Origin of the sequence: Pantoea sp. Ap-870 (assembly GCF_011752515.1) — a bacterium.
GTDB classification, from domain to species: domain Bacteria; phylum Pseudomonadota; class Gammaproteobacteria; order Enterobacterales; family Enterobacteriaceae; genus Pantoea; species Pantoea dispersa.
The window spans coordinates 1-23,067 of the sequence record NZ_VWXG01000008.1 but is presented as its reverse complement, the minus strand read 5'-3'; the positions used below and the strand labels follow the sequence as shown (position 1 = coordinate 23,067).

General features: G+C 57.4%; 24 protein-coding genes and 1 other RNA gene. 14 read left to right on the top strand and 11 right to left on the bottom strand.

The genetic code is table 11. The annotated features are described in order from the left end of the window. Positions 1–40: 40 nt before the first annotated feature. Together hemF and amiA are read right to left on the bottom strand one after the other, a co-directional pair. Positions 41–961, bottom strand: coding sequence for an oxygen-dependent coproporphyrinogen oxidase (gene hemF, locus F3J41_RS17945; RefSeq protein ID WP_166711955.1), 921 nt, complete (start codon positions 959–961; stop codon positions 41–43). A 47-nt stretch (positions 962–1,008) separates the two neighbouring features. Then, positions 1,009–1,866 carry an N-acetylmuramoyl-L-alanine amidase AmiA gene (amiA, locus tag F3J41_RS17940; RefSeq protein ID WP_166711953.1) on the bottom strand — a complete coding sequence of 286 codons (858 nt, stop codon included), beginning with the start codon at positions 1,864–1,866 and terminating at the stop codon, positions 1,009–1,011. A 209-nt stretch (positions 1,867–2,075) separates the two neighbouring features. Here amiA and F3J41_RS17935 point away from each other — a divergent pair, with 209 nt between their 5' ends. From F3J41_RS17935 to F3J41_RS17890, 10 genes are all read left to right on the top strand, one after another. Then, entirely contained in the window at positions 2,076–2,501 is a 426-nt protein-coding gene (locus F3J41_RS17935; RefSeq protein ID WP_021508071.1) for a GNAT family acetyltransferase, read from the top strand. Positions 2,502–2,614: 113 nt separating this feature from the next. After that, the gene (locus tag F3J41_RS17930; RefSeq protein ID WP_166711951.1) at positions 2,615–3,235 is read left to right on the top strand and encodes an RpoE-regulated lipoprotein; all 621 of its coding nucleotides are present in this window, start codon (positions 2,615–2,617) and stop codon (positions 3,233–3,235) included. 98 nt (positions 3,236–3,333) lie between these two features. Further along, on the top strand, positions 3,334–4,236 hold the full coding sequence (locus F3J41_RS17925) for a Dyp-type peroxidase (RefSeq protein ID WP_166711950.1): 903 nt from the start codon (positions 3,334–3,336) through the stop codon (positions 4,234–4,236). Positions 4,237–4,456: 220 nt separating this feature from the next. Next, positions 4,457–5,473 (top strand): sulfate ABC transporter substrate-binding protein, encoded by a 1,017-nt coding sequence (locus F3J41_RS17920; protein WP_150361614.1) that lies wholly within the window; start codon positions 4,457–4,459, stop codon positions 5,471–5,473. After that, positions 5,473–6,306 carry a sulfate/thiosulfate ABC transporter permease CysT gene (cysT, locus tag F3J41_RS17915; RefSeq protein ID WP_166711948.1) on the top strand — a complete coding sequence of 278 codons (834 nt, stop codon included), beginning with the start codon at positions 5,473–5,475 and terminating at the stop codon, positions 6,304–6,306. Before F3J41_RS17920 ends, cysT begins: the two co-directional genes overlap by 1 nt. Beyond that, entirely contained in the window at positions 6,306–7,178 is an 873-nt protein-coding gene (gene cysW / locus F3J41_RS17910; protein WP_021508076.1) for a sulfate/thiosulfate ABC transporter permease CysW, read from the top strand. Before cysT ends, cysW begins: the two co-directional genes overlap by 1 nt. Continuing rightward, positions 7,168–8,256, top strand: a complete 1,089-nt coding sequence (gene cysA, locus F3J41_RS17905) for a sulfate/thiosulfate ABC transporter ATP-binding protein CysA (RefSeq protein ID WP_058770811.1) — start codon at positions 7,168–7,170, stop codon at positions 8,254–8,256. Before cysW ends, cysA begins: the two co-directional genes overlap by 11 nt. Before the next feature lie 72 nt (positions 8,257–8,328). After that, on the top strand, positions 8,329–9,213 hold the full coding sequence (gene cysM, locus F3J41_RS17900) for a cysteine synthase CysM (protein ID WP_104094124.1): 885 nt from the start codon (positions 8,329–8,331) through the stop codon (positions 9,211–9,213). Between the two features lie 173 nt (positions 9,214–9,386). Beyond that, positions 9,387–10,067 carry a response regulator transcription factor gene (locus F3J41_RS17895; RefSeq protein ID WP_021508079.1) on the top strand — a complete coding sequence of 227 codons (681 nt, stop codon included), beginning with the start codon at positions 9,387–9,389 and terminating at the stop codon, positions 10,065–10,067. Beyond that, positions 10,064–11,425 carry an ATP-binding protein gene (locus tag F3J41_RS17890; RefSeq protein WP_166711946.1) on the top strand — a complete coding sequence of 454 codons (1,362 nt, stop codon included), beginning with the start codon at positions 10,064–10,066 and terminating at the stop codon, positions 11,423–11,425. The genes F3J41_RS17895 and F3J41_RS17890 overlap by 4 nt, the downstream gene beginning before the upstream one ends. A gap of 244 nt (positions 11,426–11,669) precedes the next feature. On the opposite strand, the gene crr is transcribed toward F3J41_RS17890, so the two are convergent. The 6 genes from crr to cysZ all read right to left on the bottom strand — a co-directional run bounded on the left by crr (position 11,670) and on the right by cysZ (position 16,623). Then, complete coding sequence (gene crr, locus F3J41_RS17885; RefSeq protein WP_010617547.1) at positions 11,670–12,173, bottom strand: PTS glucose transporter subunit IIA; 504 nt, start codon at positions 12,171–12,173, stop codon at positions 11,670–11,672. A 42-nt stretch (positions 12,174–12,215) separates the two neighbouring features. Then, on the bottom strand, positions 12,216–13,943 hold the full coding sequence (gene ptsI, locus F3J41_RS17880) for a phosphoenolpyruvate-protein phosphotransferase PtsI (protein ID WP_021508081.1): 1,728 nt from the start codon (positions 13,941–13,943) through the stop codon (positions 12,216–12,218). A 159-nt stretch (positions 13,944–14,102) separates the two neighbouring features. Then, positions 14,103–14,360 carry a phosphocarrier protein Hpr gene (gene ptsH / locus F3J41_RS17875; RefSeq protein ID WP_007889063.1) on the bottom strand — a complete coding sequence of 86 codons (258 nt, stop codon included), beginning with the start codon at positions 14,358–14,360 and terminating at the stop codon, positions 14,103–14,105. 178 nt (positions 14,361–14,538) lie between these two features. Beyond that, the gene (locus tag F3J41_RS17870) at positions 14,539–14,733 is read right to left on the bottom strand and encodes a hypothetical protein (RefSeq protein ID WP_021508082.1); all 195 of its coding nucleotides are present in this window, start codon (positions 14,731–14,733) and stop codon (positions 14,539–14,541) included. Between the two features lie 16 nt (positions 14,734–14,749). Then, positions 14,750–15,721, bottom strand: a complete 972-nt coding sequence (gene cysK / locus F3J41_RS17865) for a cysteine synthase A (RefSeq protein WP_021508083.1) — start codon at positions 15,719–15,721, stop codon at positions 14,750–14,752. 140 nt (positions 15,722–15,861) lie between these two features. Next, positions 15,862–16,623: a sulfate transporter CysZ gene (gene cysZ / locus F3J41_RS17860; protein ID WP_166711944.1), complete on the bottom strand. Its 762-nt coding sequence runs from the start codon at positions 16,621–16,623 to the stop codon at positions 15,862–15,864. Positions 16,624–16,840: 217 nt separating this feature from the next. Between cysZ and zipA the strand changes: the two genes are divergently transcribed. From zipA to F3J41_RS17845, 3 genes are all read left to right on the top strand, one after another. Continuing rightward, positions 16,841–17,824, top strand: coding sequence for a cell division protein ZipA (gene zipA / locus F3J41_RS17855; RefSeq protein ID WP_166711942.1), 984 nt, complete (start codon positions 16,841–16,843; stop codon positions 17,822–17,824). A 72-nt stretch (positions 17,825–17,896) separates the two neighbouring features. Continuing rightward, the gene (ligA, locus tag F3J41_RS17850) at positions 17,897–19,915 is read left to right on the top strand and encodes an NAD-dependent DNA ligase LigA (protein ID WP_058781777.1); all 2,019 of its coding nucleotides are present in this window, start codon (positions 17,897–17,899) and stop codon (positions 19,913–19,915) included. A 1-nt stretch (position 19,916) separates the two neighbouring features. After that, positions 19,917–20,135: a DUF3820 family protein gene (locus F3J41_RS17845; RefSeq protein WP_021508087.1), complete on the top strand. Its 219-nt coding sequence runs from the start codon at positions 19,917–19,919 to the stop codon at positions 20,133–20,135. Between the two features lie 31 nt (positions 20,136–20,166). Here F3J41_RS17845 and F3J41_RS17840 read toward each other — a convergent pair whose 3' ends face one another. After that, entirely contained in the window at positions 20,167–21,168 is a 1,002-nt protein-coding gene (locus tag F3J41_RS17840; RefSeq protein WP_021508088.1) for a bile acid:sodium symporter family protein, read from the bottom strand. 101 nt (positions 21,169–21,269) lie between these two features. Between F3J41_RS17840 and F3J41_RS17835 the strand changes: the two genes are divergently transcribed. Beyond that, the gene (locus tag F3J41_RS17835; RefSeq protein WP_021508089.1) at positions 21,270–22,190 is read left to right on the top strand and encodes a LysR family transcriptional regulator; all 921 of its coding nucleotides are present in this window, start codon (positions 21,270–21,272) and stop codon (positions 22,188–22,190) included. Here F3J41_RS17835 and F3J41_RS17830 read toward each other — a convergent pair. Together F3J41_RS17830 and F3J41_RS17825 are read right to left on the bottom strand one after the other, a co-directional pair. Next, positions 22,187–22,543 (bottom strand): FlxA-like family protein, encoded by a 357-nt coding sequence (locus tag F3J41_RS17830; protein ID WP_021508090.1) that lies wholly within the window; start codon positions 22,541–22,543, stop codon positions 22,187–22,189. The genes F3J41_RS17835 and F3J41_RS17830 overlap by 4 nt on opposite strands. 372 nt (positions 22,544–22,915) lie before the next feature. Next, positions 22,916–23,052, bottom strand: a non-coding RNA gene (locus F3J41_RS17825) — RtT sRNA. Positions 23,053–23,067 lie beyond the last annotated feature (15 nt).

The window sequence follows — 23,067 nt, the reverse complement described above, 5'->3', positions numbered from 1 at the left end:
TCGGGTTATTCCGTAAGGTGAGCATGAATGCGCACCTGACTTATTTTTCCAGCCCCAGCCAATCCTGCACCGGCAGAAAATCGCGGGTCAGCGCGGCTTCCGGGGAGTCGTCGGCGGGTTGATAATCATATTCCCAGCGCACCAGCGGCGGCATCGACATCAGAATCGATTCGGTGCGACCGCCGGTCTGCAATCCGAACAGCGTGCCGCGATCCCACACCAGATTAAACTCAACGTAGCGGCCCCGGCGGTAAAGCTGGAACTGACGTTCGCGCTCGCCCCACGCCAGTTCTTTGCGCTTCGCTACAATCGGCTGATAGGCCTGCATGAAACCGTTGCCGACCGCCTGCATGAAATCAAAGCAGTGGTCAAAATCCGGCGTATTCAAATCATCAAAAAACAGGCCGCCAATGCCGCGCTGCTCGTTGCGGTGTTTCAGGTAGAAGTAGCCGTCACACCACTTTTTGTAGCGCGCATAGACGTCGTCGCCAAACGGCTGGCACAGATCGAACGCGGTCTGATGCCAGTGCCGGGCATCCTCTGTGAAACCGTAATAAGGGGTGAGATCGAAACCGCCACCAAACCACCAGACCGGATCGGCGCCCGGCTTTTCGGCAATGAAAAAGCGCACGTTGGCGTGGCTGGTTGGCACATACGGATTTTCCGGGTGTACCACCAGCGACACGCCCATCGCTTCGAAGCTGCGGCCCGCCAGCTCCGGGCGGTGCGCGGTGGCTGAGGCGGGCATCTGCTCGCCATACACATGGGAGAAATTAACCCCAGCCTGCTCGAACACCTTGCCATTACGCAGCACGCGGCTGCGTCCGCCGCCGCCGCCGGGGCGTTGCCAGGTGTCTTCGGCAAAGCTGGCGCTGCCGTCTTCCGCCGCCAGACCGGCGCAAATATCATCCTGCAGCGCCAGCAGATAGGCTTCGACGCGCGAAATATCGGGATTGCTCATGGCTCACTCATTGCAAAAATTTGCCGCGATTCTAGCACAAAACGCTATCAGGCCTGGCGACGATCGTACTCATCAAAGTAATTGACGATACCGTCAGCAATCGCCCGGGCAATTTTCTGGCGAAACGCCGTGGTGCCCAACAGCTGTTCTTCACGCGGGTTGGTGATAAACGAGGTTTCCACCAGCACCGACGGAATGGAAGGGGATTTTAACACTGCGAACGCCGCCTGCTCGGTGTGCTGGCTGTGCAGGTGATGCACCGGGCGAATCTGGTCCAGCACGTGTTTACCCAGCGTCAGGCTGTTGCGGATGGTATCGGTCTGCACCAGGTCGAACAGGATCTGGTTAAGGTAATTATCTTTTTCCTGCACCGCCGCGCCACCCACTTTATCGGCGTCGTTTTCGCGCTGTGACATATAGCGCGCCATGGCGCTGCTGGCACCGCGATTGGAGAGGGCAAACACCGATGCACCGTTGGCTTCCGGGCTGGTGTAGCCGTCGGCGTGAATCGACATAAACAGGTTGGCGCCGTGCTGATGCGCAATCTCCACGCGCTGGTAGAGCGGAATGAAGTGGTCGCTGTCGCGCGTCAGCCGCACTTCCACCTTCGGATGGTTCTGCAGCAGCGTACGCACGATGTTGGCGATCTCCAGTACGATGTGCTTCTCTTCTGAGCCTTCCTGACCCACCGCGCCAGAATCAATGCCGCCGTGACCGGGATCGATCATCACAATGCGCTTGCCGCTGGTGGCCGGTTTCGGCGGTGTATGGCGTGCGCTGACGGGCACTGCCGCGCGCGTTTCCTGCGCCTGGACCGCGCGCGGCGACAGCACCGCCAGCGCCAGGCCGGAGAGGATCAGCTGGCGGCGATTGGTCAGGCGCCGCAACAGTGAAATCTTGTTCATTAACATGTCCCTGAGAGTAAACCTGCCCCGTGTTATAGCCTAAGCGCCGTCCGGCGGCGACTGCCGAACCATTTCAGGACATTACTTTGTATTTCAGGCCGCGAATCGCTATTTAGCCGTTTTTTTCAGCCGTTGCGCCCTGCGAGGGTTGCGCCTGGCAAAGAATGCGTGATAATCAGCGAATTGTGCCTCATTGCAGGGTAACGCCGATGGAAATCCGCTCCTTCCGCCAGGAAGATTTTGAAGAAGTCATTACGCTCTGGGAGCGTTGCGATCTGTTACGGCCGTGGAACGATCCGGAACTCGACATCGAACGCAAAATGAATCATGACCCGGAGCTGTTTCTGGTGGCTGAGGTAGGCGGCGAGGTCGTGGGCACGCTGATGGGCGGCTACGATGGTCATCGCGGCTCTGCCTATTATCTGGCGGTGCATCCTGATTATCAGGGCCGGGGATTTGCCAATGCGCTGATGAACCGGCTGGAGAAAAAGCTGATTGCGCGCGGCTGCCCGAAAATTCACCTGATGGTGCGCGAAGAGAACGATCAGGTGGTGGCTTTCTACGAGAAGCTGGATTACGAGCCGGTCGACTCACTGCTGCTGGGCAAACGCCTGATTGAAGACCGCGAATACTGATTCCACGCGTTGCGCGGCCGGGTTTCTGCCCGCCATGCAGCACCGCGAATAAACTTTTTGCCGGTTTGCGACTCCAACAGGCACGCCAGTCGGCACAAAAGAAAGGAGTTTGCATGAAAGTTGTTCGTCCCGCCCTGCTGGTCAGCGCCCTGGTGCTGGCCGGTTGCGCCAGTTCCGGTTCCTCTTCCCCTGCCAGCACCAGCGAAAGTCACTGGTACAATCCGCTCAGCTATCACTGGTCGGCGCTCAATCCGTTTAGCTGGTTTGGCAGTTCGCTCACCGTCACCGAGCAGGGCGTCGCCGGGCTGAATAGCAACACGGCAATGTCGGAGTCCGCCATTAGCGCCGCGCTGAACAATGATTATCAGCTGCGTCAGGGCATGCGCACGCAGAACGGGCAGGTGGTGGATTTCTGGCAGGCGCTGGATGACGGTAAGGTTAAGCTGGTGATCAATGGCCAGCGCAACGTCGAGCGCATTGAAGTGCTCGATAGCGATGCGCGCAGCGCCGACGGCAGTAAAATCGGTGATGCGTTCAGCGATAAATTCAGCAAAGCGTTTGATAATTGCAAAATGGTTGCCGGGCTGGATGTGCGCGATGTTGAGTGCCGCGCGCCGGGTAGTCAGCATATCGCCTATATCTACAGCGGCGAGTGGCACGGTCCGACCGGGCTGATGCCGTCGGATGATACGTTAAAAAGCTGGAAAATCAGTAAGATCGTCTGGCAGCGTTAACTGGCGAAAAAATTGCGTTAACGCATCTTCTGCGCAGGGCTTTCCGGTATGATACCGGCGAAAAAACGCCGTTAACTTTTATGCCGGAGAGCATTGTCATGTCTCAGTTTCAGAGCGGGATCCTGCTGGAGCACCGCCGTTTCGCCATTTGGCTGGAAGCCCGCGCCACCGGCGACCTCGCTGCGCTGCGTCAGGGTTGCCACGCCTTTCTGCAACAGCTGGCTGCGCTACAGCAGCAATTCCCGGACGCCGGTCTCGGTGCGGTCATCGCCTTTGGTGATGCGCTGTGGCGCGATCTGCAGGGCACCGACTCAGCTCCCGAACTCAAAGCTTTCACGCCGCTCGGCAAAGGTGCGGCACCGGCGACCCAGCGCGATTTGTTGATCCATATTCAGTCGCTGCGTCACGACGTGAACTTTTCGCTGGCGCAGGCGGCGCTGACGGCGTTTGCCAGCGCGGTCGCCATTGAAGAAGAGACGCACGGTTTCCGCTGGGTCGAAGATCGCGATCTTTCCGGTTTTGTTGATGGCACCGAAAACCCGCAGGGCGAGGCGCGCCAGCAGGTGGCGATCATTGCTGACGGCCCGGATGCCGGCGGCAGCTATGTGTTTACCCAGCGCTGGGAGCACAACCTGCCGCAGTTCAACCGGCTGGCGATTGATAAGCAGGAAGCGATTATTGGCCGCACCAAACAGGACAATGAAGAGCTGCCGGGCGATCAGCGGCCGGCGACGTCGCACCTGAGTCGCGTGGATTTGAAAGAAGCTGGCAAAGGCCTGAAGATTCTGCGCCAGAGCCTGCCGTACGGCACCGCCAGCGGTCGCCACGGTCTCTATTTTATTTCGTACTGTCATCGTCTGTATAACATTGAGCAGCAGCTGCTGAGCATGTTTGGCGAGCGCGACGGCAAGATGGATGCCATGTTACGGTTCACCAAACCGGTGAGCGGCAGCTACTTCTTTGCCCCTTCGCTGACGGCGCTGCAGGCGCTGTCACGTTAATCCATCGCGTTTTACCGGTGCGCCGCCGTGCGCACCACATCCCCGCTTGACGCGGCTCAGTTAATCCCGCCCTGCGCATAAACTCTGCCGCTGGCTTATGCCTTTTTAGACTTTGAAATCCCTAAACGATATATAAAACCGTTACAGCTTTCGCCAGAGTTATAAATACACTGACAGCATCTAATGGCATAGGCTCGAACTCCATTTCTCAGGGTGCAGCATGACACGTTCGGTTTCGAAAAAATGGCTTGGCGGTATAGCGCTGTCGCTGAGTTTAGCGGGCGCGGCACAGGCAACAGAGCTGCTCAATAGCTCTTACGATGTGTCACGTGAACTGTTTGTTGCCCTGAATGCGCCGTTTGAACAGCAGTGGAACGCGGCGCACCCTGACGACAAGCTGACCATTAAACAGTCACATGCGGGCTCCTCAAAACAGGCGCTGGCCATTCTGCAGGGGTTGCGTGCCGATGTCGTGACCTATAATCAGGTGACCGATGTGCAGGTGCTGCACGACAAAGGTAACCTGATCCCGGCCGACTGGCAGAGTCGTCTGCCCAACAGCAGCTCACCGTTTTATTCCACCATGGCCTTCCTGGTGCGCAAGGGGAATCCAAAGCAGATTCATGACTGGGCCGATCTGGCGCGCGATAACGTGAAGCTGATTTTCCCGAATCCGAAAACCTCCGGTAACGGCCGTTACACTTATCTGGCTGCGTGGGGCGCTGCCGACCAGGCGGACGGCAAAGATCAGGCCAAAACCGAAGCGTTTATGACCAGGTTCCTGAAAAACGTTGAAGTGTTCGATACCGGCGGCCGTGGTGCCACCACCACCTTTGCCGAGCGCGGGCTGGGTGATGTGCTGATCAGCTTTGAATCGGAAGTGAACAATATCCGTAACCAGTACGGTAAAGACCAATACGAAGTGATTGTGCCGAAAACCAACATTCTTGCTGAATTCCCGGTCGCGTGGGTCGATAAGAACGTCGAACACAACGGCACGGCGGAAGCGGCGAAAGCCTATCTTAATTACCTCTACACGCCGCAGGCGCAGAAAATCATCACCGGCTTTTACTATCGCGTGAATAACCCGCAGCTGATGGCGGAGCAGAAAGATCGCTTCCCGCAGACCGCGCTGTTCAATGTTAATGACGCGTTTGGCGGCTGGCCGCAGGTGATGAAAACCCACTTCGCCAGCGGCGGTGAGCTGGATAAATTACTGGCAGCGGGGCGCGGCTGATGTTGGCTTCTGCACAGAAACGCGTTCTGCCCGGTTTTGGTCTCAGCCTCGGCACCAGCCTGCTGTTTACCTGCCTGATTCTGCTGCTGCCGATCAGCGCGCTGATCATGCAGCTGTCGCAGATGACGCTGGCGCAGTACTGGCAGGTGATCAGCAATCCGCAACTGGTGGCGGCGTATAAAGTCACGCTGCTGTCAGCGGGCGTGGCCTCGCTGTTTAACTCGGTGTTTGGCATGCTGATGGCGTGGATTCTGACCCGCTATCGCTTTCCCGGCCGTACGCTGCTGGATGGCCTGATGGACCTGCCGTTTGCGCTGCCGACGGCGGTGGCCGGCCTGACGCTGGCCGGGCTGTTTTCGGTTAACGGTTGGTACGGTCAGTGGCTGGCACATTTTGATATCAAAGTGTCTTACACCTGGCTCGGTATCGCGGTGGCGATGGCTTTCACCAGCATTCCGTTTGTGGTGCGTACCGTGCAGCCAGTGCTGGAAGAGTTAGGCCCGGAGTATGAGGAAGCGGCGGAAACCCTCGGTGCCACGCCGTGGCAGAGTTTCCGGCGCGTAGTGCTGCCGGAAGTCGCGCCGGCGCTGCTGGCCGGGACCGCGCTGTCGTTTACCCGCAGCCTCGGTGAATTTGGCGCGGTGATCTTTATCGCCGGTAACATCGCCTGGAAAACTGAAGTGACCTCGTTGATGATTTTTGTTCGCCTGCAGGAGTTTGATTATCCGGCCGCCAGCGCCATCGCTTCGGTGATCCTCGCGGCGTCGTTGCTGCTGCTGTTTGCGATTAACACTCTGCAGAGCCGCTTTGGCCGCCGTCTGGGAGGTCACTGATGGCTGAGATTTCACAGATCAATCATGCCGAGCGTCAGCCGGTGAACTGGGGCAAATGGCTGCTGATCGGCATTGGCGTGCTGGTATCGATTGGCCTGCTGGTGGTGCCGATGGTCTCCATCTTCTGGGAGGCGCTGGGGCAGGGCATCGGCAAGGCCTTTAGCAACCTGCAGGATGGGGACATGCTGCATGCTATCTGGCTGACGGTGCTGGTGGCGCTGATTACCGTGCCGGTAAACCTGGTGTTCGGCACGCTGCTGGCCTGGCTGGTGACGCGCTTCACTTTCCCCGGTCGCCAGCTGCTGCTGACGCTGTTCGATATTCCGTTTGCCGTGTCGCCGGTGGTGGCCGGTCTGATGTATCTGTTGTTCTGGGGCGTGAACGGCCCGGCTGGCGGCTGGCTTGATGCGCACAACATCCAGGTGATGTTTGCCTGGCCGGGTATGGTGCTGGCGACGATTTTCGTCACCTGTCCGTTTGTGGTGCGCGAGCTGGTGCCGGTGATGCTGAGCCAGGGCAGCCACGAAGATGAAGCCGCCGTGCTGCTGGGCGCGTCTGGCTGGCAGATGTTCCGCCGCGTGACGCTGCCAAATATCCGCTGGGCGCTGCTGTACGGCGTGGTGCTGACCAACGCGCGCGCCATCGGCGAATTTGGTGCGGTATCGGTAGTGTCCGGCTCGATTCGCGGCGAAACCTATACCTTACCTTTACAGGTTGAATTACTGCATCAGGATTACAACACCGTGGGCGCTTTTACCGCCGCCGCGCTGCTGACCCTGATGGCAATTGTGACGCTGTTTCTGAAAAGCGTGGTGCAGTGGCGATTAGAGCATCAGCAGAAGCGCCAACAGGAGGAAAATCATGAGCATTGAGATTAAACACATTAATAAAGCATTTGGCCGCACGCCGGTGCTGAACGATATCTCTCTGGATATTCCTTCCGGCAAGATGGTGGCGCTGCTCGGACCGTCCGGTTCCGGTAAAACCACGCTGCTGCGCATTATCGCCGGGCTGGAGCACCAGAACAGCGGGCAGATCCATTTTCATGGCAAAGACGTCAGCCGCACGCACGCGCGCGATCGTCAGGTCGGCTTTGTGTTTCAGCACTATGCGCTGTTCCGCCATATGACGGTGTTCGACAACATCGCCTTTGGCCTGACGGTGCTGCCGCGCCGCGAGCGTCCGAACAGCGCCGAAATTAAGCAGCGCGTTACCCGCCTGCTGGAGATGGTACAGCTGGCACATCTGGCCAACCGCTACCCGGCTCAGCTCTCCGGTGGACAGAAACAGCGCGTGGCGCTGGCGCGTGCGCTGGCGGTTGAGCCGCAGATTCTGCTGCTGGACGAACCCTTTGGCGCGCTGGATGCCCAGGTACGTAAAGAGCTGCGCCGCTGGCTGCGTCAGCTGCATGAAGAGCTGAAATTTACCAGCGTGTTTGTGACCCACGACCAGGAAGAAGCGATGGAAGTGGCGGATAGCGTGGTGGTAATGAGTCAGGGCAATATTGAGCAGGTGGGCGCACCGGATGACGTGTGGCGCGAACCCGCGACCCGCTTCGTGCTGGAGTTCCTCGGCGAAGTGAACCGCTTTGACGGCGAAGTGCACGGCTCGCAGTTCCATGTGGGCGCGCATCGCTGGCCGCTGGGCTATACGCCAGCGCATCAGGGCGACGTGGAGCTGTTCCTGCGTCCGTGGGAAGTGGACGTGTCACGCCAGAGTAGCCTGGAGACGCCGTTACCGGTGCAGGTGCTGGAGATCAGTCCGCGTGGCCACTTCTGGCAGCTGGTGGTTCAGCCCGTCGGCTGGCAGAGCGAGCCAATCTCGGTAGTGTTTGCCGGTGAACAGACGGCGCCGATCCGTGGCGAACGGCTGTTTGTTGGTCTGCAACAGGCACGTATCTACCAGGGCACCACGCCGCTGCGCCCGGTTGCCTTTGCCGAAAGCGCCTGATATTTTTGTCACTCCTTCGGGCGGGATTTTCCCGCCCGATTTATTTGTACTCCTTTCGGCTGGAATGACACCGTGACCACTCTGGAAAACACCATCGGCAATACGCCGCTGATTAAGTTGCAGCGCCTGACGCCGGATAACGGCAGCGAAATCTGGCTTAAGTTGGAAGGCAACAATCCGGCAGGTTCGGTGAAAGATCGCGCGGCCTGGTCGATGATCCACCACGCTGAGTTGCGGGGTGAAATCCAGCCCGGCGACACGCTGATTGAGGCCACCAGCGGCAATACCGGCATTGCGCTGGCGATGATTGCCGCGCTAAAAGGCTACCGTTTACGCCTGCTGATGCCGGAGAACATGAGCCAGGAGCGGCAGGATGCGATGCGCGCATATGGAGCTGAGCTGGTGCTGGTGACGCGTGAGCAGGGCATGGAAGGGGCGCGCGATCTGGCACAGGCCATGGCGCAACGCGGCGAAGGCAAGGTGCTCGATCAGTTTAATAACCCTGACAACCCGCTCGGCCACTATCTCACCACCGGTCCGGAGATCTGGCAGCAAAGTCACGGCCGTATGACGCATTTTGTCTCCAGCATGGGCACCACCGGCACCATCAGCGGCGTCGGACGCTATCTGAAAGAGTTTGCCCCGGCGGTAAAAGTGGTGGGTCTGCAGCCGCAGGAAGGCAGTAGCATTCCCGGCATCCGGCGCTGGCCGGCGGCCTATCTGCCCGGCATTTATCGTCCGGAGCTGGTGGATGAGGTGATGGATATGGCGCAGCAGGAAGCGGAAGAGACCATGCGCGCGCTGGCGCAGCGTGAAGGCATTTTCTGCGGCGTCAGTTCGGGCGGTGCGGTAGCGGGCGCATTACGCATCGCCAAAGCGCAACCGGGCAGTGTGGTTGTCGCCATTGTCTGCGATCGCGGCGATCGCTATCTCTCCACCGGCGTTTTTCACCGCTAGTTCCCCCCGCCTGTTTCTGGCTTCGTGCGCCCTGTGACGCGGCGTACGGGCCATTTTTGTCTATAGTCTCCCTAAGCATGTTCTGACGCGGTCACTGTAAGGATCGCGTAAAACCGGCTGCTTTCCCGCGGCACTCAGGACAAAATAGCGGCAATTTTGTACGAGAGAAAAAGATGAAAATCCTGCTTGTTGATGACGATGTTGAACTTGGCACCATGCTGAGCCAGTACCTGATTGCCGAAGGTTTTGAAACCCAGCTGGTGCTGACCGGCAGCGCCGGGATTGAAGGGGCGTTATCCGGACACTACACCGCGATGATTCTCGACATCATGCTGCCGGATATGAGCGGTATTGATGTGCTGCGTCAGGTGCGGCAGAACAGCCGCCTGCCGGTGATCATGCTGACGGCGAAGGGCGACAATATCGATCGCGTTATCGGCCTGGAGATGGGCGCGGATGACTACGTGCCCAAACCCTGCTATCCGCGCGAGCTGGTGGCGCGTCTGCGCGCGGTGCTGCGTCGCTTTGAAGATCAGGCACCGGTGCCGGATAAGAAAGAGGTCCTGCGCTGGGGCGATCTCAGCCTGAACCCGGCCACGCGTATCACGGAGTGGCAGGGCAAAGCTTTTGATCTCACCGCGTCGGAGTTCAATCTGCTGGATCTGCTGCTGCGCGCACCGGACCGCGTAGTGTCCAAAGATGAGCTGTCGGAGAAGGGGCTGGGCCGTCCGCGTGAAGCTTACGATCGCAGCGTGGACGTGCACATCAGCAATATCCGCCAGAAGCTGGCTGCGCTGACCGCAGACAGCGTGAATATTGAAACCGTGCGCAGCATTGGTTATCGCATTCGATGAAACACAGCTACCGTGGCCGCATGTTCTGGAAGATCCTGCTGGGCTTCTGGATTGTGTTTGTGATTATCAGCCAGCTGCTGTGGCTGGGCTTTACCTTGTCAGGAAACCGTCACGAGCCGCCGGAGATTGTGGCGGTGCGCCGTATCGTCAATCTGCAAATGGCTTCAGCGGTGTCGGTACTGGAGCGCGGCGGCCCCAGCTCGCTCGACGATATGATGGCCGACTGGGAGCCGAACGATCGTCAGTTTTTCTCGGTGATTCAGCACGCGAGACCGGCCACTACGCCGGAAAATGCGCCGCCGGAGACCTTTAATCAGCCGTTTCACGGGCCGTTTCCGCAGGTGATTGTGCGCTGGGTGAAGGGCGCTGACGGTAAAGAGTATGAACTGCGCTATGACGTAAAAGGGCTGCGCGAAGACAGTTCAATGGGCGGCGGAGGCCCGCGTCGTATTCTGAATATCCCCGAGCCGATGTTTACCTTTGCCGGCGCGCTGGGGCTGCTGTTCAGTCTGCTGCTGGCGTGGAACCTGACGCGACCAATGCGTCAGCTGCGGGAGGGGTTTGCCCGCGTGTCGCGCGGTGATTTGTCGGTGCGGCTCTATCCGGTGATGCGCCGCCGCCATGATGAGCTGTCGATTGTGGCCCAGGATTTTGATGCGATGGTGGAGCGGCTGGATACGCTGGTGAAAGCGCGTGAAGAGCTGCTGCATGATATCTCCCACGAGCTGCGCTCCCCGCTGGCGCGCCTGCAGTTAGCCACCGGTCTGGCGCGTCAGACGCCGGAGTCGGTAGCCTCCTCACTGAATCGCATCGACGAGGAGGCGCGCCGTCTGGATAAGATGATCGGCGAACTGCTGACGCTGTCGCGCGCTGAACATGAGAGCATGCCTGGCGAGCAGTACTTTGACCTGACAGGCCTGCTGCATGCGGTGGTAACCGATGTGCGCTACGAAGCGCAGATCCCCGGTGTGCACGTAGATTTTCTGGTGGATGAGAACGCGGATTACACCGTGCGCGGTAATGCTGAGCTGATCCGCCGCGGCGTGGAGAATGTGCTGCGCAACGCGCTGCGTTTCTCGCATCAGGGGCAGCATATCAGCGTGCAGTTGCAGGCGGAGAATCAGTGGCTGGCGATTCGCGTGCGCGATCAGGGGCCGGGCGTGGATGATGAGAAGCTGTCGAGTATCTTCGATCCGTTCGTTCGGGTGAATTCGCCGCTGATGGGCAAAGGCTACGGGCTGGGGCTGTCAATTGTGCGCAAAGTGGTTCTGGCCCATCACGGCGAAGTTCAGGCGGTGAACCGTCCGGAAGGCGGGCTGGAAGTGACGCTGCGGCTGCCGCGCTGGAAGCAGGCGTAAATCATCACGTCAGGCGCAGGCGGTCAGGACGACCGGACAGATCGCAAAGACGGCATAAACCGTCCCTGGGCCTCGGCCCGCGCCATCCATGGCGCGGGACGCTTTGCTCCTCTGCCCGGTCGTCCTGCCCTCAAACAGGCACGGTGCGCTTTGCCAGAAGCGCTCGCCTGCAAATCATTCATCAGCGTGTGAAACAAACAAAAACGGCACCCATTGGGTGCCGTTTTCACGCAATCAGCGCGGTTTACTTCCTGATGCGGATAACCGGCGTTTCGCCCACGGTAACCTGACCGGAGAGTTTCACCAGGTCTTTGATCTCATCCATATTCGAGATCACGACCGGGGTCAGCGTGGATTTGGCTTTCTCTTCCAGCAGCGGCAGATCAAACTCGATCACCACATCGCCTTTTTTCACTTTCTGGCCTTCTTCAGCGATGCGTTTGAAGCCTTCACCTTTCAGTTCTACCGTGTCGATACCGAAGTGCACGAACAGTTCGATGCCGTTATCAGACTCGATAGAAAACGCGTGGTTGGTTTCGAAAATCTTGCCGATAGTACCATCCACTGGTGCAACCATTTTGTTGCCAGTAGGTTTGATGGCGATACCATCACCGACGATTTTCTCTGCGAATACCACATCAGGTACGTCTTCGATATTCACGATTTCGCCTGACAGAGGCGCAACGATATCGATAGTCCCTGACGCGCTCTCTGATTTATCGCCAAAAAGTTTAGAAAACAAACCCATGATCTTCTCCTAAGCAGTAATTTGGGGCCAGCGTCTCGTGGATCAGCAGAGCGTTTTTTCTTTGATGAACTTGTTCACCAGGTTCATCAAATCTTCCGCTGTGGGTTGAGCCAGAGCCTGCTCTGCCAGTGCCTTCGCATCTTCGAAATTGGTATTGCGAATGATCTTCTTGATGCTTGGGATTGAAATGGCACTCATGCTGAATTCGTCCAGCCCCATTCCCAGTAACAGTAGTGTAGCACGTTCATCACCAGCCAGCTCACCACACATGCCGGTCCATTTCCCTTCGGCATGTGATGCGTCGATCACTTGCTTAATGAGGCCCAGTACAGATGGCGTCATTGGGTTATAGAGGTGTGAAATCAAATCATTACCACGATCGACCGCCAGAGTATACTGCGTCAGGTCATTTGTCCCAATACTAAAGAAGTCGACTTCTTTCGCCAGATGGCGGGCAATCACTGCGGAAGCCGGGGTTTCTACCATGATGCCTACTTCAATGGACTCATCAAAGGCTTTACCTTCTTCACGCAGCTGTGCCTTCAGCATCTCCAGCTCAGCCTTCAGGAAGCGCACTTCTTCCACCGAAATGATCATCGGGAACATGATGCGCAGTTTGCCGAAGGAAGACGCACGCAGAATAGCACGCAGCTGGGCATGCAGAATCTCTTTGCGGTCCATAGCGATACGAATCGCACGCCAGCCGAGGAACGGGTTCTCTTCTTTTGGCAGGTTCATGTACGGCAGATCTTTGTCGCCGCCGATGTCCATGGTGCGCACGATCACGGCCTGGGAACCCATCGCTTCCGCCACGGCTTTGTAAGCCTGGAACTGCTCTTCTTCGCTTGGCAGCGAATCGCGGTCCATGAACAGGAATTCAGTACGGTAAAGACCAACACCTTCCGCGCCGTTGCGCTCAGCACCGGCGACATCACGCACGGTACCGATGTTGGCGCACACTTCAACCTGATGGCCGTCCAGCGTAATCGCTGGCAGATCTTTCAGTTTCGCCAGCTCGTGCTTCTCAGACAGATACTGCGTCTGAATCGCTTTCAGCTCTTCCTGCACGTCGTCGGTCGGATTGACGTAAATCTTGTTGTTCACGCCATCGATAATCAGGAAATCACCGTTTTTCACGGTAGCGGTCACGTTACCGGTGCCGACAATCGCAGGCAGTTCCAGCGAACGCGCCATGATCGAGGTGTGTGAAGTACGACCACCCAGATCGGTAATAAAGCCCAGCACCTTTTTCAGGTTCAGCTGTGCGGTTTCGGATGGCGTCAGATCTTTCGCCACCAGAATGGATTCGTCAGCAATGGCGCTCAGGTCAACGATATGCAGACCCAGAATGTTCTGCAGCAGACGCTTGCCGATGTCACGTACGTCAGCCGCGCGCTCTTTCAGATATTCGTCGTCGAGCTCTTCCAGCGCTTTCGCCTGGCCTTCAACCACAGAGTGGGCGGCGGCGTCAGCGGTTACGTGATCTTTTTTTATCAGGTCGATGATTTCCTGCTCAAGCTCTTCGTCTTCGAGCAGCATGATGTGACCTTCAAAGATCGCCGCTTTCTCTTCACCGAAGGTTTCACCGGCTTTCACACGGATGGCTTCAAGCTGCCCGGCTGCTTTGCTGCGACCGTCGAGGAAGCGCTGAACTTCCTGCTCAACCTGGTCGTCAGTAATCTTTTTACGGCTGATGACGATCTCGTCTTCCTTCAGCAGCAGTGCTTTGCCGAAAGCGATACCCGGTGATGCTAAAATGCCTGAAATCATAACCCTACCTTTTAATCACGATGGCTCATTGACCCAATGCGTTGCCACTGTCGCGGAGCAGTACTCTAAGGAAGCAATAACGCGGACAGGTTGTCCGCGATCAACATAATTGCACTCAATGGGGCAAAGGAGTCGGTTTAATGGCTTGCCGGAGCGGAATTACTCCAGTTCAGCCATCAGTTTGACCAGATGCTCAACCGCCTGCTGCTCGTCTTCACCTTCTGCAGAAAGCGTAACAACCGTACCCTGAGTCAGACCCAGAGTCTGCAGTTTGAACAGGCTTTTCGCGCTGGCAGATTTGCCGTTAGAAGTAACGGTGATTTCAGACTGGAAAGCCTTCGCTTCTTTCACGAACTGAGCTGCAGGACGGGTATGGAGGCCGTTAGGTGCGGTAATGGTAACTTCTTGCTGGAACATTCTATTTCCCCAACTTTATCAGGTTTGGTGTTATGGATCTAAAGTCTAGCCTGGAGCCGTAACTTTAGCCTGTGTAGGTGCGCTGGTACGGCATCACGCTGACCAAAAAATGCGCTTGAATGAAAAAGTCATTTTTTCGATGACGGATCAAAACTGCTGCAATACGTCACTCTGCTGATTATGCCGTGATTCGCCGTTTCACCAAATCAGTAAATCGATTCAGCTTGATCCACTTCAAAGGCAGATTAATTTCAGGCACCGAAATAATTGGCTGCTTAAATACCAGAGCCGCATCACTGAAATCAATCTGCCCGGTGGTAAAAGTGAGATCTGCGCCACAAAAAAGCACCCATTTGGGTGCTTTTTTCATCATTTTCAGACTCTGTCGTTTACTGTTGCAGCTCTTTTTCGGTGAACAGATCGGCAAACAGTGCGGTACTGAGATAGCGTTCGCCGGAAGAGGGCAGAATCACCACGATATTTTTATTGGCGAAGGCTTCATCTTCCTGCAGCTTAAGGGCAGCCGCCACCGCTGCACCGGAAGAGATACCGGCCAGAATGCCTTCTTCTTCCATCAACTGACGCGCGGTGCTGATCGCTTCTTCATTGGTGATGGCCACCACGCGGTCAATCAGTTTCAGGTCAAGGTTGCCCGGAATAAAACCGGCACCGATGCCCTGAATCTTGTGCGGACCCGGTTTGATCTCTTCTCCCGCCAGCGCCTGTGCGATGACCGGGGAATCCGTAGGCTCAACGGCCACGGTGATCAAATCCTGCTTGCCTTTGGTGTTCTTGATGTAGCGGCTCACGCCGGTCAGCGTACCGCCGGTGCCCACGCCGGCAATGAAGACGTCTACGGCGCCGTCAGTGTCTTCCCAGATCTCCGGGCCAGTAGTCTTTTCGTGAATTTCCGGGTTGGCCGGGTTGCTGAACTGCTGCAGCAGCACATATTTGTCCGGATCGCTGGCAACAATCTCTTCTGCTTTAGCGATGGCGCCCTTCATGCCTTTTGGCCCTTCGGTCAGCACCAGATTGGCGCCCAGCGCTTTCAGCAGCTTGCGACGTTCAATCGACATGGTCTCAGGCATGGTCAGCGTCAGCTTGTAGCCGCGCGCAGCGGCGACATAGGCCAGCGCAATGCCGGTGTTGCCGCTGGTTGGCTCTACCAGCTCAACGCCCGGTTTCAGAATACCGCGTTTTTCTGCGTCCCAAATCATATTGGCACCGATACGGCATTTAACGCTGAAGCTCGGGTTACGCGACTCGACCTTAGCCAGAATGCGTCCATTACCGATGCGGTTCAGTCGAACCAGCGGCGTATGACCAATTGTCAGAGAGTTGTCTTCATAGATCTTACTCATAGCCCGTCCTTAACTGTATGAAATATTGGGAACCCTCAGAGCATACCTGTTCTGACCCCCGGCGGAAGGAAAGAAATCGTATATCTATATAGCCTGCAACCATAAGCCTGATGCAAAAATGCATAAGGCTTTTTGATGCATTATAGATGACGCGCATGCTGGCTGCGGTAGCGATCGACCCACATGGCGGTCGCGCCGCATACCGCGACCGGCATGATGGCGAGATTGAGGATCGGAATCATGGTGAACAGACTGACCAGCGCGCCAAACTGCATATTGGCGGTTTTATGCTGACGCAGCGCGTTACGCATCTGAGGAAAACTGACTTTGTGGTTGTCGAACGGATAGTCGCAATATTGTATCGATAGCATCCAGGCGCTAAACAGAAACCACAACACCGGCGCCACGGTCTGGCCAAAGCCGGGGATAAAATAGAGCAGCAGCAGGCCCAGTGCGCGCGGCAAATAGTAGCCGAGCTTCTGTAACTCGCGCTTCATGATGCGCGGGATGTCTTTCATCATGCCGAGCCAGCCACTGTCCAGTAGGGGTTTTCCGGTCAGACGTCCTTCCAGCTGCTCCGCCAGCAGGCCGCAAAACGGCGCGGCAATCCAGTTGGCGATGGTGGAGAAGAAATAGCTGAATACCAGCACAATCGAAATCACCGCCAGCGGCCACAGCAGATAGCTCAGCCACTGCAGCCAGTCCGGCACGTGCGACATCAGCTGTGGAATCCACTGGCCGAGGCGCTGAAACAGCCAGATAAACGCACCGCCCAGCAGCACAATGTTCACCAGCAGCGGGATGATGACGTAGCGGCGGATACCGGGCAGACGCACCAGTTTCCAGCCCTGGGCAAAATAATGAATACCATTCATGGATGAGACCGAATTCTCAGCGGGCATAGCGAGCCTTTCTCCTTTATGTAGCGGCGCCAACATCATAACCTGGCTTTTTATCGGTGACAGGCGCACTTTGCGCGAAAAAACAGCAAAAAAGCGTGGGGCAGCTATCTTATTTGTCAGAAAATACTGCACAGACTTGCACTTGTGTAGCTGGGCAAATACAGTTAGAGGATAAAGTTTGCCGTGGTGGCAAGGTATTGGAACAACAGAGAATACAATGATGCAGGATTTGCGTCTGATATTAATCGTTGTTGGCGCGATCGCCATAATAGCGCTGCTTCTTCACGGACTGTGGACCAGCCGTAAAGAGCGCTCTTCCGTGTTTCGCGATCGCCCGCACAAACGTCTGAAACAGCGTGAAGAAGCGGATGACGATGATCTGCTGAACAGCGAAGACGATGGCGTCGGCGAAGTACGCGTGCGTCGTCAGCGTGATGCCGAAGACGAGCCGCAGTTCGATGCGCCGGTCACCAAACCTGCTGCTCCGCGTGCGCCGGAACCGGTGCGTCAGCCATTCCCACGCCAGGAAACGCCGTTAAGCGGCGATCCGCTGCTGGACGATGAGCCGGTACGTCAGTCTGCACCTGCGCCACAACCGCAGGCGCCGGTAGCGCAGCCCGTGCCGCAGCCACAACCGATTCAGGCCGATCCGCTGCTGGATAATGAACCGCTGTCCGCCACCCAGCCGGCTCCGGAGTTTACCGCCGCCGAGCCGGAGGTTAAACAACCTGAACCTGCGCCTGTGCAGGAAGCTGCACCGCAGCCGCAGCCCGCTGCGCCGGGCAGTAAAAAAGAAGCGGTGCTGGTGTTGCACGTTGCCGCGCATGCCGGTGGCGCACTGAACGGTGAAGCGCTGCTGCAGGGCATTCTGCAGGCCGGCTTCCAGTTTGGTGAAATGAACATTTTCCATCGCCATCTCAGCCCGGCCGGCAGCGGTCCGGTGCTGTTCAGCCTGGCAAACATGGTTAAACCGGGTTCGTTCAATCCGGATGAAATGGGCGATTTCACCACGCCGGGCGTCTCGATCTTTATGATGGTGCCGTCCTACGGTGACGCCAATCAGAACTTTAAGCTGATGCTGCAATCGGCACAGCGCATCGCCGATGATGTCGGTGGCGTGGTGCTGGATGATGAGCGTCGCATGATGACACCACAAAAGCTGGAAACCTATAAAGCACGCATCCGCGAGGTTATTGGCTAAGCGCCGCCAGCAGTATCACCCTTTAACTAAATAACCCCCGCTTGCCGGGGGTTTTTTATCGGACGAGAGAATATGACATCGGTTCAGGAGCAGATCACCGCGCTGCGCACCACGTTACGCCACCACGAATACCTCTATCACGTGATGGATACGCCGGAAATCCCGGATGCAGAATATGACCGATTGATGCGCGAACTGCGTGAGCTGGAGAGCGCGCATCCCGATTTAATCACCCCGGATTCTCCCACCCAGCGCGTGGGCGCGGCACCGCTTGCCACCTTTGAACAGGTGCGCCACGAAGTGCCAATGCTGTCGCTCGATAACACCTTTGATGAAGCCGGATTTCTTGCCTTCAATAAGCGCGTGCAGGATCGCCTGAAAAGCACTGACGATCTCACCTATTGCTGCGAGCTGAAGCTGGATGGTCTGGCAGTAAGTTTACTATATGAAAACGGCCTGCTGGTGCGTGCCGCCACGCGCGGCGATGGCACTACCGGCGAAAACATTACGGCGAACGTGCGCACCATTCACGCCATTCCGCTGCGCCTGCACGGCGACAATATTCCGGCGCGGGTAGAAGTGCGCGGCGAAGTATTCATGACCGAAAGCGGCTTTGAGAAGCTGAATGAGGAAGCGCGACGCACCGGCGGCAAAGTGTTTGCCAACCCGCGTAATGCGGCAGCCGGCTCGCTGCGCCAGCTCGATCCGCGCATCACCGCGAAACGTCCGCTCACCTTCTTCTGCTACGGCTTTGGCCTGCTGGAGGGCGGCGAAATGCCTGCCAGCCACTGGCAGCGTCTGCAACAGTTTAAGGCCTGGGGATTACCGGTCAGCGATCGGATTCGCCTGGTGCACACCGCGGATGAAGTGCTGGCGTTTTATCGTCAGGTTGAGCAGGACCGTCCGTCACTCGGCTTTGATATTGACGGCGTGGTGATCAAAGTCGACTCGCAGGCGCTGCAGGAGCAGCTGGGCTTTGTGGCGCGCGCACCGCGCTGGGCGGTGGCATTCAAGTTCCCGGCGCAGGAGCAGATGACGATCGTGCGCGACGTTGAGTTTCAGGTCGGACGTACCGGCGCGATTACGCCGGTGGCGCGCCTCGAACCGGTGCAGGTCGCGGGCGTGATAGTCAGTAATGCGACGTTGCACAACGCCGATGAAATCGCCCGGCTGGGGCTGCGTATCGGTGACAAAGTGGTGATTCGTCGCGCCGGTGACGTGATTCCGCAGGTGGTCAACGTGGTGGAATCCGAACGTCCGGCGGATGCGCGCGAGATTGTGTTCCCCAGCCACTGTCCGGTGTGCGGCTCTGACGTAGAGCGTGTGGAAGGCGAAGCCGTAACGCGCTGTACCGGCGGGCTGATTTGCGGCGCGCAGCGTAAAGAAGCGCTGAAGCACTTTGTCTCACGCCGTGCGATGGACGTGGACGGCATGGGCGATAAAATCATCGACCAGCTGGTGGAAAAAGAGTACGTCAAAACCCCGGCCGACCTGTTCCGTCTCACCGCCGGCAAGCTGACCGGACTGGACCGCATGGGGCCGAAATCAGCGCAAAACGTGGTGGACGCGCTGGAAAAAGCCAAATTCACTACACTGCCGCGCTTCCTGTATGCGCTCGGCATCCGCGAAGTGGGCGAGGCGACGGCGGCCAACCTGGCGAACCACTTTGGTGAGCTGGAAAAGGTCATGAACGCTGACCTTGATGCGCTGATTGCGGTACAGGACGTCGGCAAAGTGGTGGCAGCGCACGTGCGCAACTTCATGGAAGAGGAGAGCAACCGTGAAGTGATCCGCCAGCTGACGGAGGAGGTGGGCGTGCACTGGCCGGCGGTGGTGGTGGTCAAAGCCGAAGAGATCGACAGCCCGTTCGCCGGAAAAACCGTGGTACTGACTGGCTCGCTGTCGCAGATGAACCGTGACGATGCCAAAGCGCGGCTGACGGCGCTGGGGGCCAAAGTCAGCGGCAGCGTATCGAAAAAAACCGATCTGCTGATCGCCGGTGAGGCCGCCGGTTCCAAGCTGGCAAAAGCGCAGGAGCTGGGGATTGCGGTGATCGATGAAGCCGAAATGATTCGCTTACTGGGCGCCTGAGATGGATAAGCAGCAGCTGGTTGAGATTGCCAATACCGCGATGCCGTTTGGCAAATACAAAGGGCGGATGCTGATCGATGTGCCGGAAGAGTATCTGCTGTGGTTTGCGCGTAAAAATGAGTTTCCTGCCGGCAAACTAGGTGAGCTGATGCAGCTGACGCTGGCGATCAAAATCGAAGGCTTACAGGGCTTGGTTAAACCGCTCAAGCGCAGTGAATAAGTGACAGGCCCGCAGTTGCGGGCCTGATGTTTTATGACTTCTGCGCTTCAATCTGCTGCTTCGCCAGCTTCTTCTCATTGCCGGCTTTATAGCGCTGGGCAATGAACGAGCACACCATCAGCTGGACCTGATGGAAGATCATCAGCGGCAGGACAATAATCCCCACTGCGCTGGCCGGGAACAGAATGTTAGCCATCGGCACACCGTTTGCCAGGCTCTTTTTCGAGCCGCAAAACAGCACCACAATCTCATCCGCACGGCTAAAGCCAAACAGCCGGGAAGCGCCAAGGTTGATCGCCAGTGCGACGAACAGAATCAGCAGGCTGCCAGCCAGAATCCACAGCAGGGTATCAACGCCAACGCGATGCCAGATGCCGTTAACCACCGCTTCACTGAACGCCGAATAGACCACCAGCAGAATCGAGGTTTGATCGGTTTTGCCAATCAGGCTGCGATGCTTCTCCACCCAGCCACCAATCCAGCGGCGTGCCAGGTGGCCCAGCACAAAGGGCACCAGCAGCTGCAGCATGATTTTACCAATCTGCTCGAGGCCGTTACCCGGCGCATCGCTGTGCACATTCATCACCAGGTTAACCAGCAGCGGCGAAATAAAGACGCCCAGCAGACTGGAGGCGGAGGCGGCACACACCGCCGCGGCAACGTTACCGCCCGCCATGGAGGTGAAAGCAATCGCGGACTGCACCGTCGCCGGCAGGATACACAGGTAGAGGAAACCGGTGTAAATCTCCGCGCCGACGTTAACCGGATGCCACCACACCAGCAGCAGGCCAAGGATCGGGAAAATCACGAAGGTACTGCACATAATCCACAGATGCAGCCGCCAGTGGCTGCTGCCGGCGATGATCTTCTCACGCGACAGTTTGGCACCGTGCATGAAGAACAGCAGGGCGATGGCCGCGGTGGTCAGGTATTCGAAGAAATCGACAAACCCGCCTTTGGCCGGGAAGAAGCTGGCCAGCAGCACGGTGATGATGAGTTTGACCATCATCGGATCAAGTCGTAAAAAGCCCATTGTTACAATCCGGTTAAATGTAATAAATGATGCTGCTGATTGTGCGTCAGACGCGTTTAGAAATAAAATTGATTTATTGCATTAATCTATGAGCGTAATCGATGAATTACACCTTACGACAGCTGCGCACCTTTGTGGCGGTGGCGCAGCACGGCAGTTTCAGCCAGGCAGGGCAGGCGATTGGGCTGAGCCAGTCGGCGGTCAGTCACAGTATTAAAGAGCTGGAAGCGGAGATGGGCGTACGGCTGCTGGATCGCACCACGCGCGAGGTGTTACTAAGCGAAGCCGGACAGCAACTGGCAACGCGGCTGGAACGACTGCTGGAGGAGCTCAATACCACGCTGCTCGATGTGCGCAGCTATGGCGAGCAGCGCAGCGGCACGGTGCGCGTGGCGGCCAGCCAGACGCCCTCGGCGCATCTGATGCCGCAATGTCTGGCCAGCAGCCAGCTGCGTTACCCCGACATTCGGGTGATTCTGCACGACCGCGTGCAGCAGTGGGTATTGCAGAGCGTGCGCAATGCGGAAGTCGATTTTGGCATCGTCATCGGTCCGCTGCAGGATGCCGATTTTGATAGCGAGGAGATTCTGCAGGAGCCGTTTTTACTGTTGTGTCATCAGGATGATGCGCTGGCGCAGGTGCCGCAGGCCCAGTGGTCAATGCTGGCTGGTCGCGCTATGGTGCTGCAGGATTACGCGTCGGGCAGCCGATTGCTGGTCGATGCCGCATTGCAGCGGCTGGCGCTGAACGTACAGGTGGTGCAGGAGATTGGCCATCCGGCCACGCTTTATCCGATGGTGGAAGCGGGCATTGGCATCAGTATTTTACCGGCACTGGCGCTGCCGCTGCCGTCTGGTCGTAAGCTGACGGTGCGCCGGCTCTATCCGGAGATCAATCGCAGCCTGATGCTGATTAAACGCAAAAACCGGTCACTCACCCCGGCAGCGGAGGCTATCTGGCAGGAAGTGCGTCAGCAGGCGGCGCTGCTGACGCAGGATCGCGCGCTTAATCCGGCGTTTTAAACATAAACGTCAAGTTGGTTGCTGTCGGTTGGGCGGTTGATACCATCCGCTTTCACTGCAGTAACCTCCTGTTTCTCCTGCTTCTGCTCCGCTTTCTCCTTTTCCTGCTTCTGCAACTGCTGGATTTGCGCCTGCAGCAGCTGAATCTGCGCGTTAATCGTCTCCTGCTTATCCTTTCTTTGCTTCTCGGTCAGGCTTTTGTCCTTCGCGATGTCTTTCAGTTCATCGTTCAGACTGGCGATTTGTTTGGTCAGGCTGGCGATTTTCGAAGCGCTATCGCTACTGCCGGATGCGCTTCCGGATCCCGAAGTACTGCTGCTGCCAATATTGGTATTGGTCGAAATGGTGGTCATAACGTTCTCCTTGCAAATGTGCCCTTTCGTTATCGGAACGCAGCCGCTGCGGCTTGAGGGTGAGAGGTGTTAAATTTGCGAAAAGGTTTCGTCAGGAACGAGGGCGGAAGGGGATAGGGCGGGCACGGCCTCAGGCAGAGCGGGTTCTTCCTTAACAGATGAAGCGGAAAAGCGCCCTGAGAATGTAAGCGCGGTCAGATAAGGCAACCGCAAGTCGCACATTATTTGTAGCGGCGCGATTCATCGCGCAATAAATTGCGCCGCTACCAAACGTGCAACCGTGGTTGAATGCAGTTGCAGCTTAGCTGGTAGCCAGGGAAGTGGGATGTGAAGAAACGAAAAAAGCGCCCAAAGGGCGCTCTTTTCTGAATTTGGTGGGTCGTGCAGGATATGCCTAGGCCCATCCGGGGCCTCGCCCTGCGGGTGATGCTGGCGCATCAGCCTGAATCGCTCCCGGCGATTCAGTCGAACCTGCAGCAGGTTCTCATCCTGCACGTTCAGCATCGGCACACAGAAACGAAAAA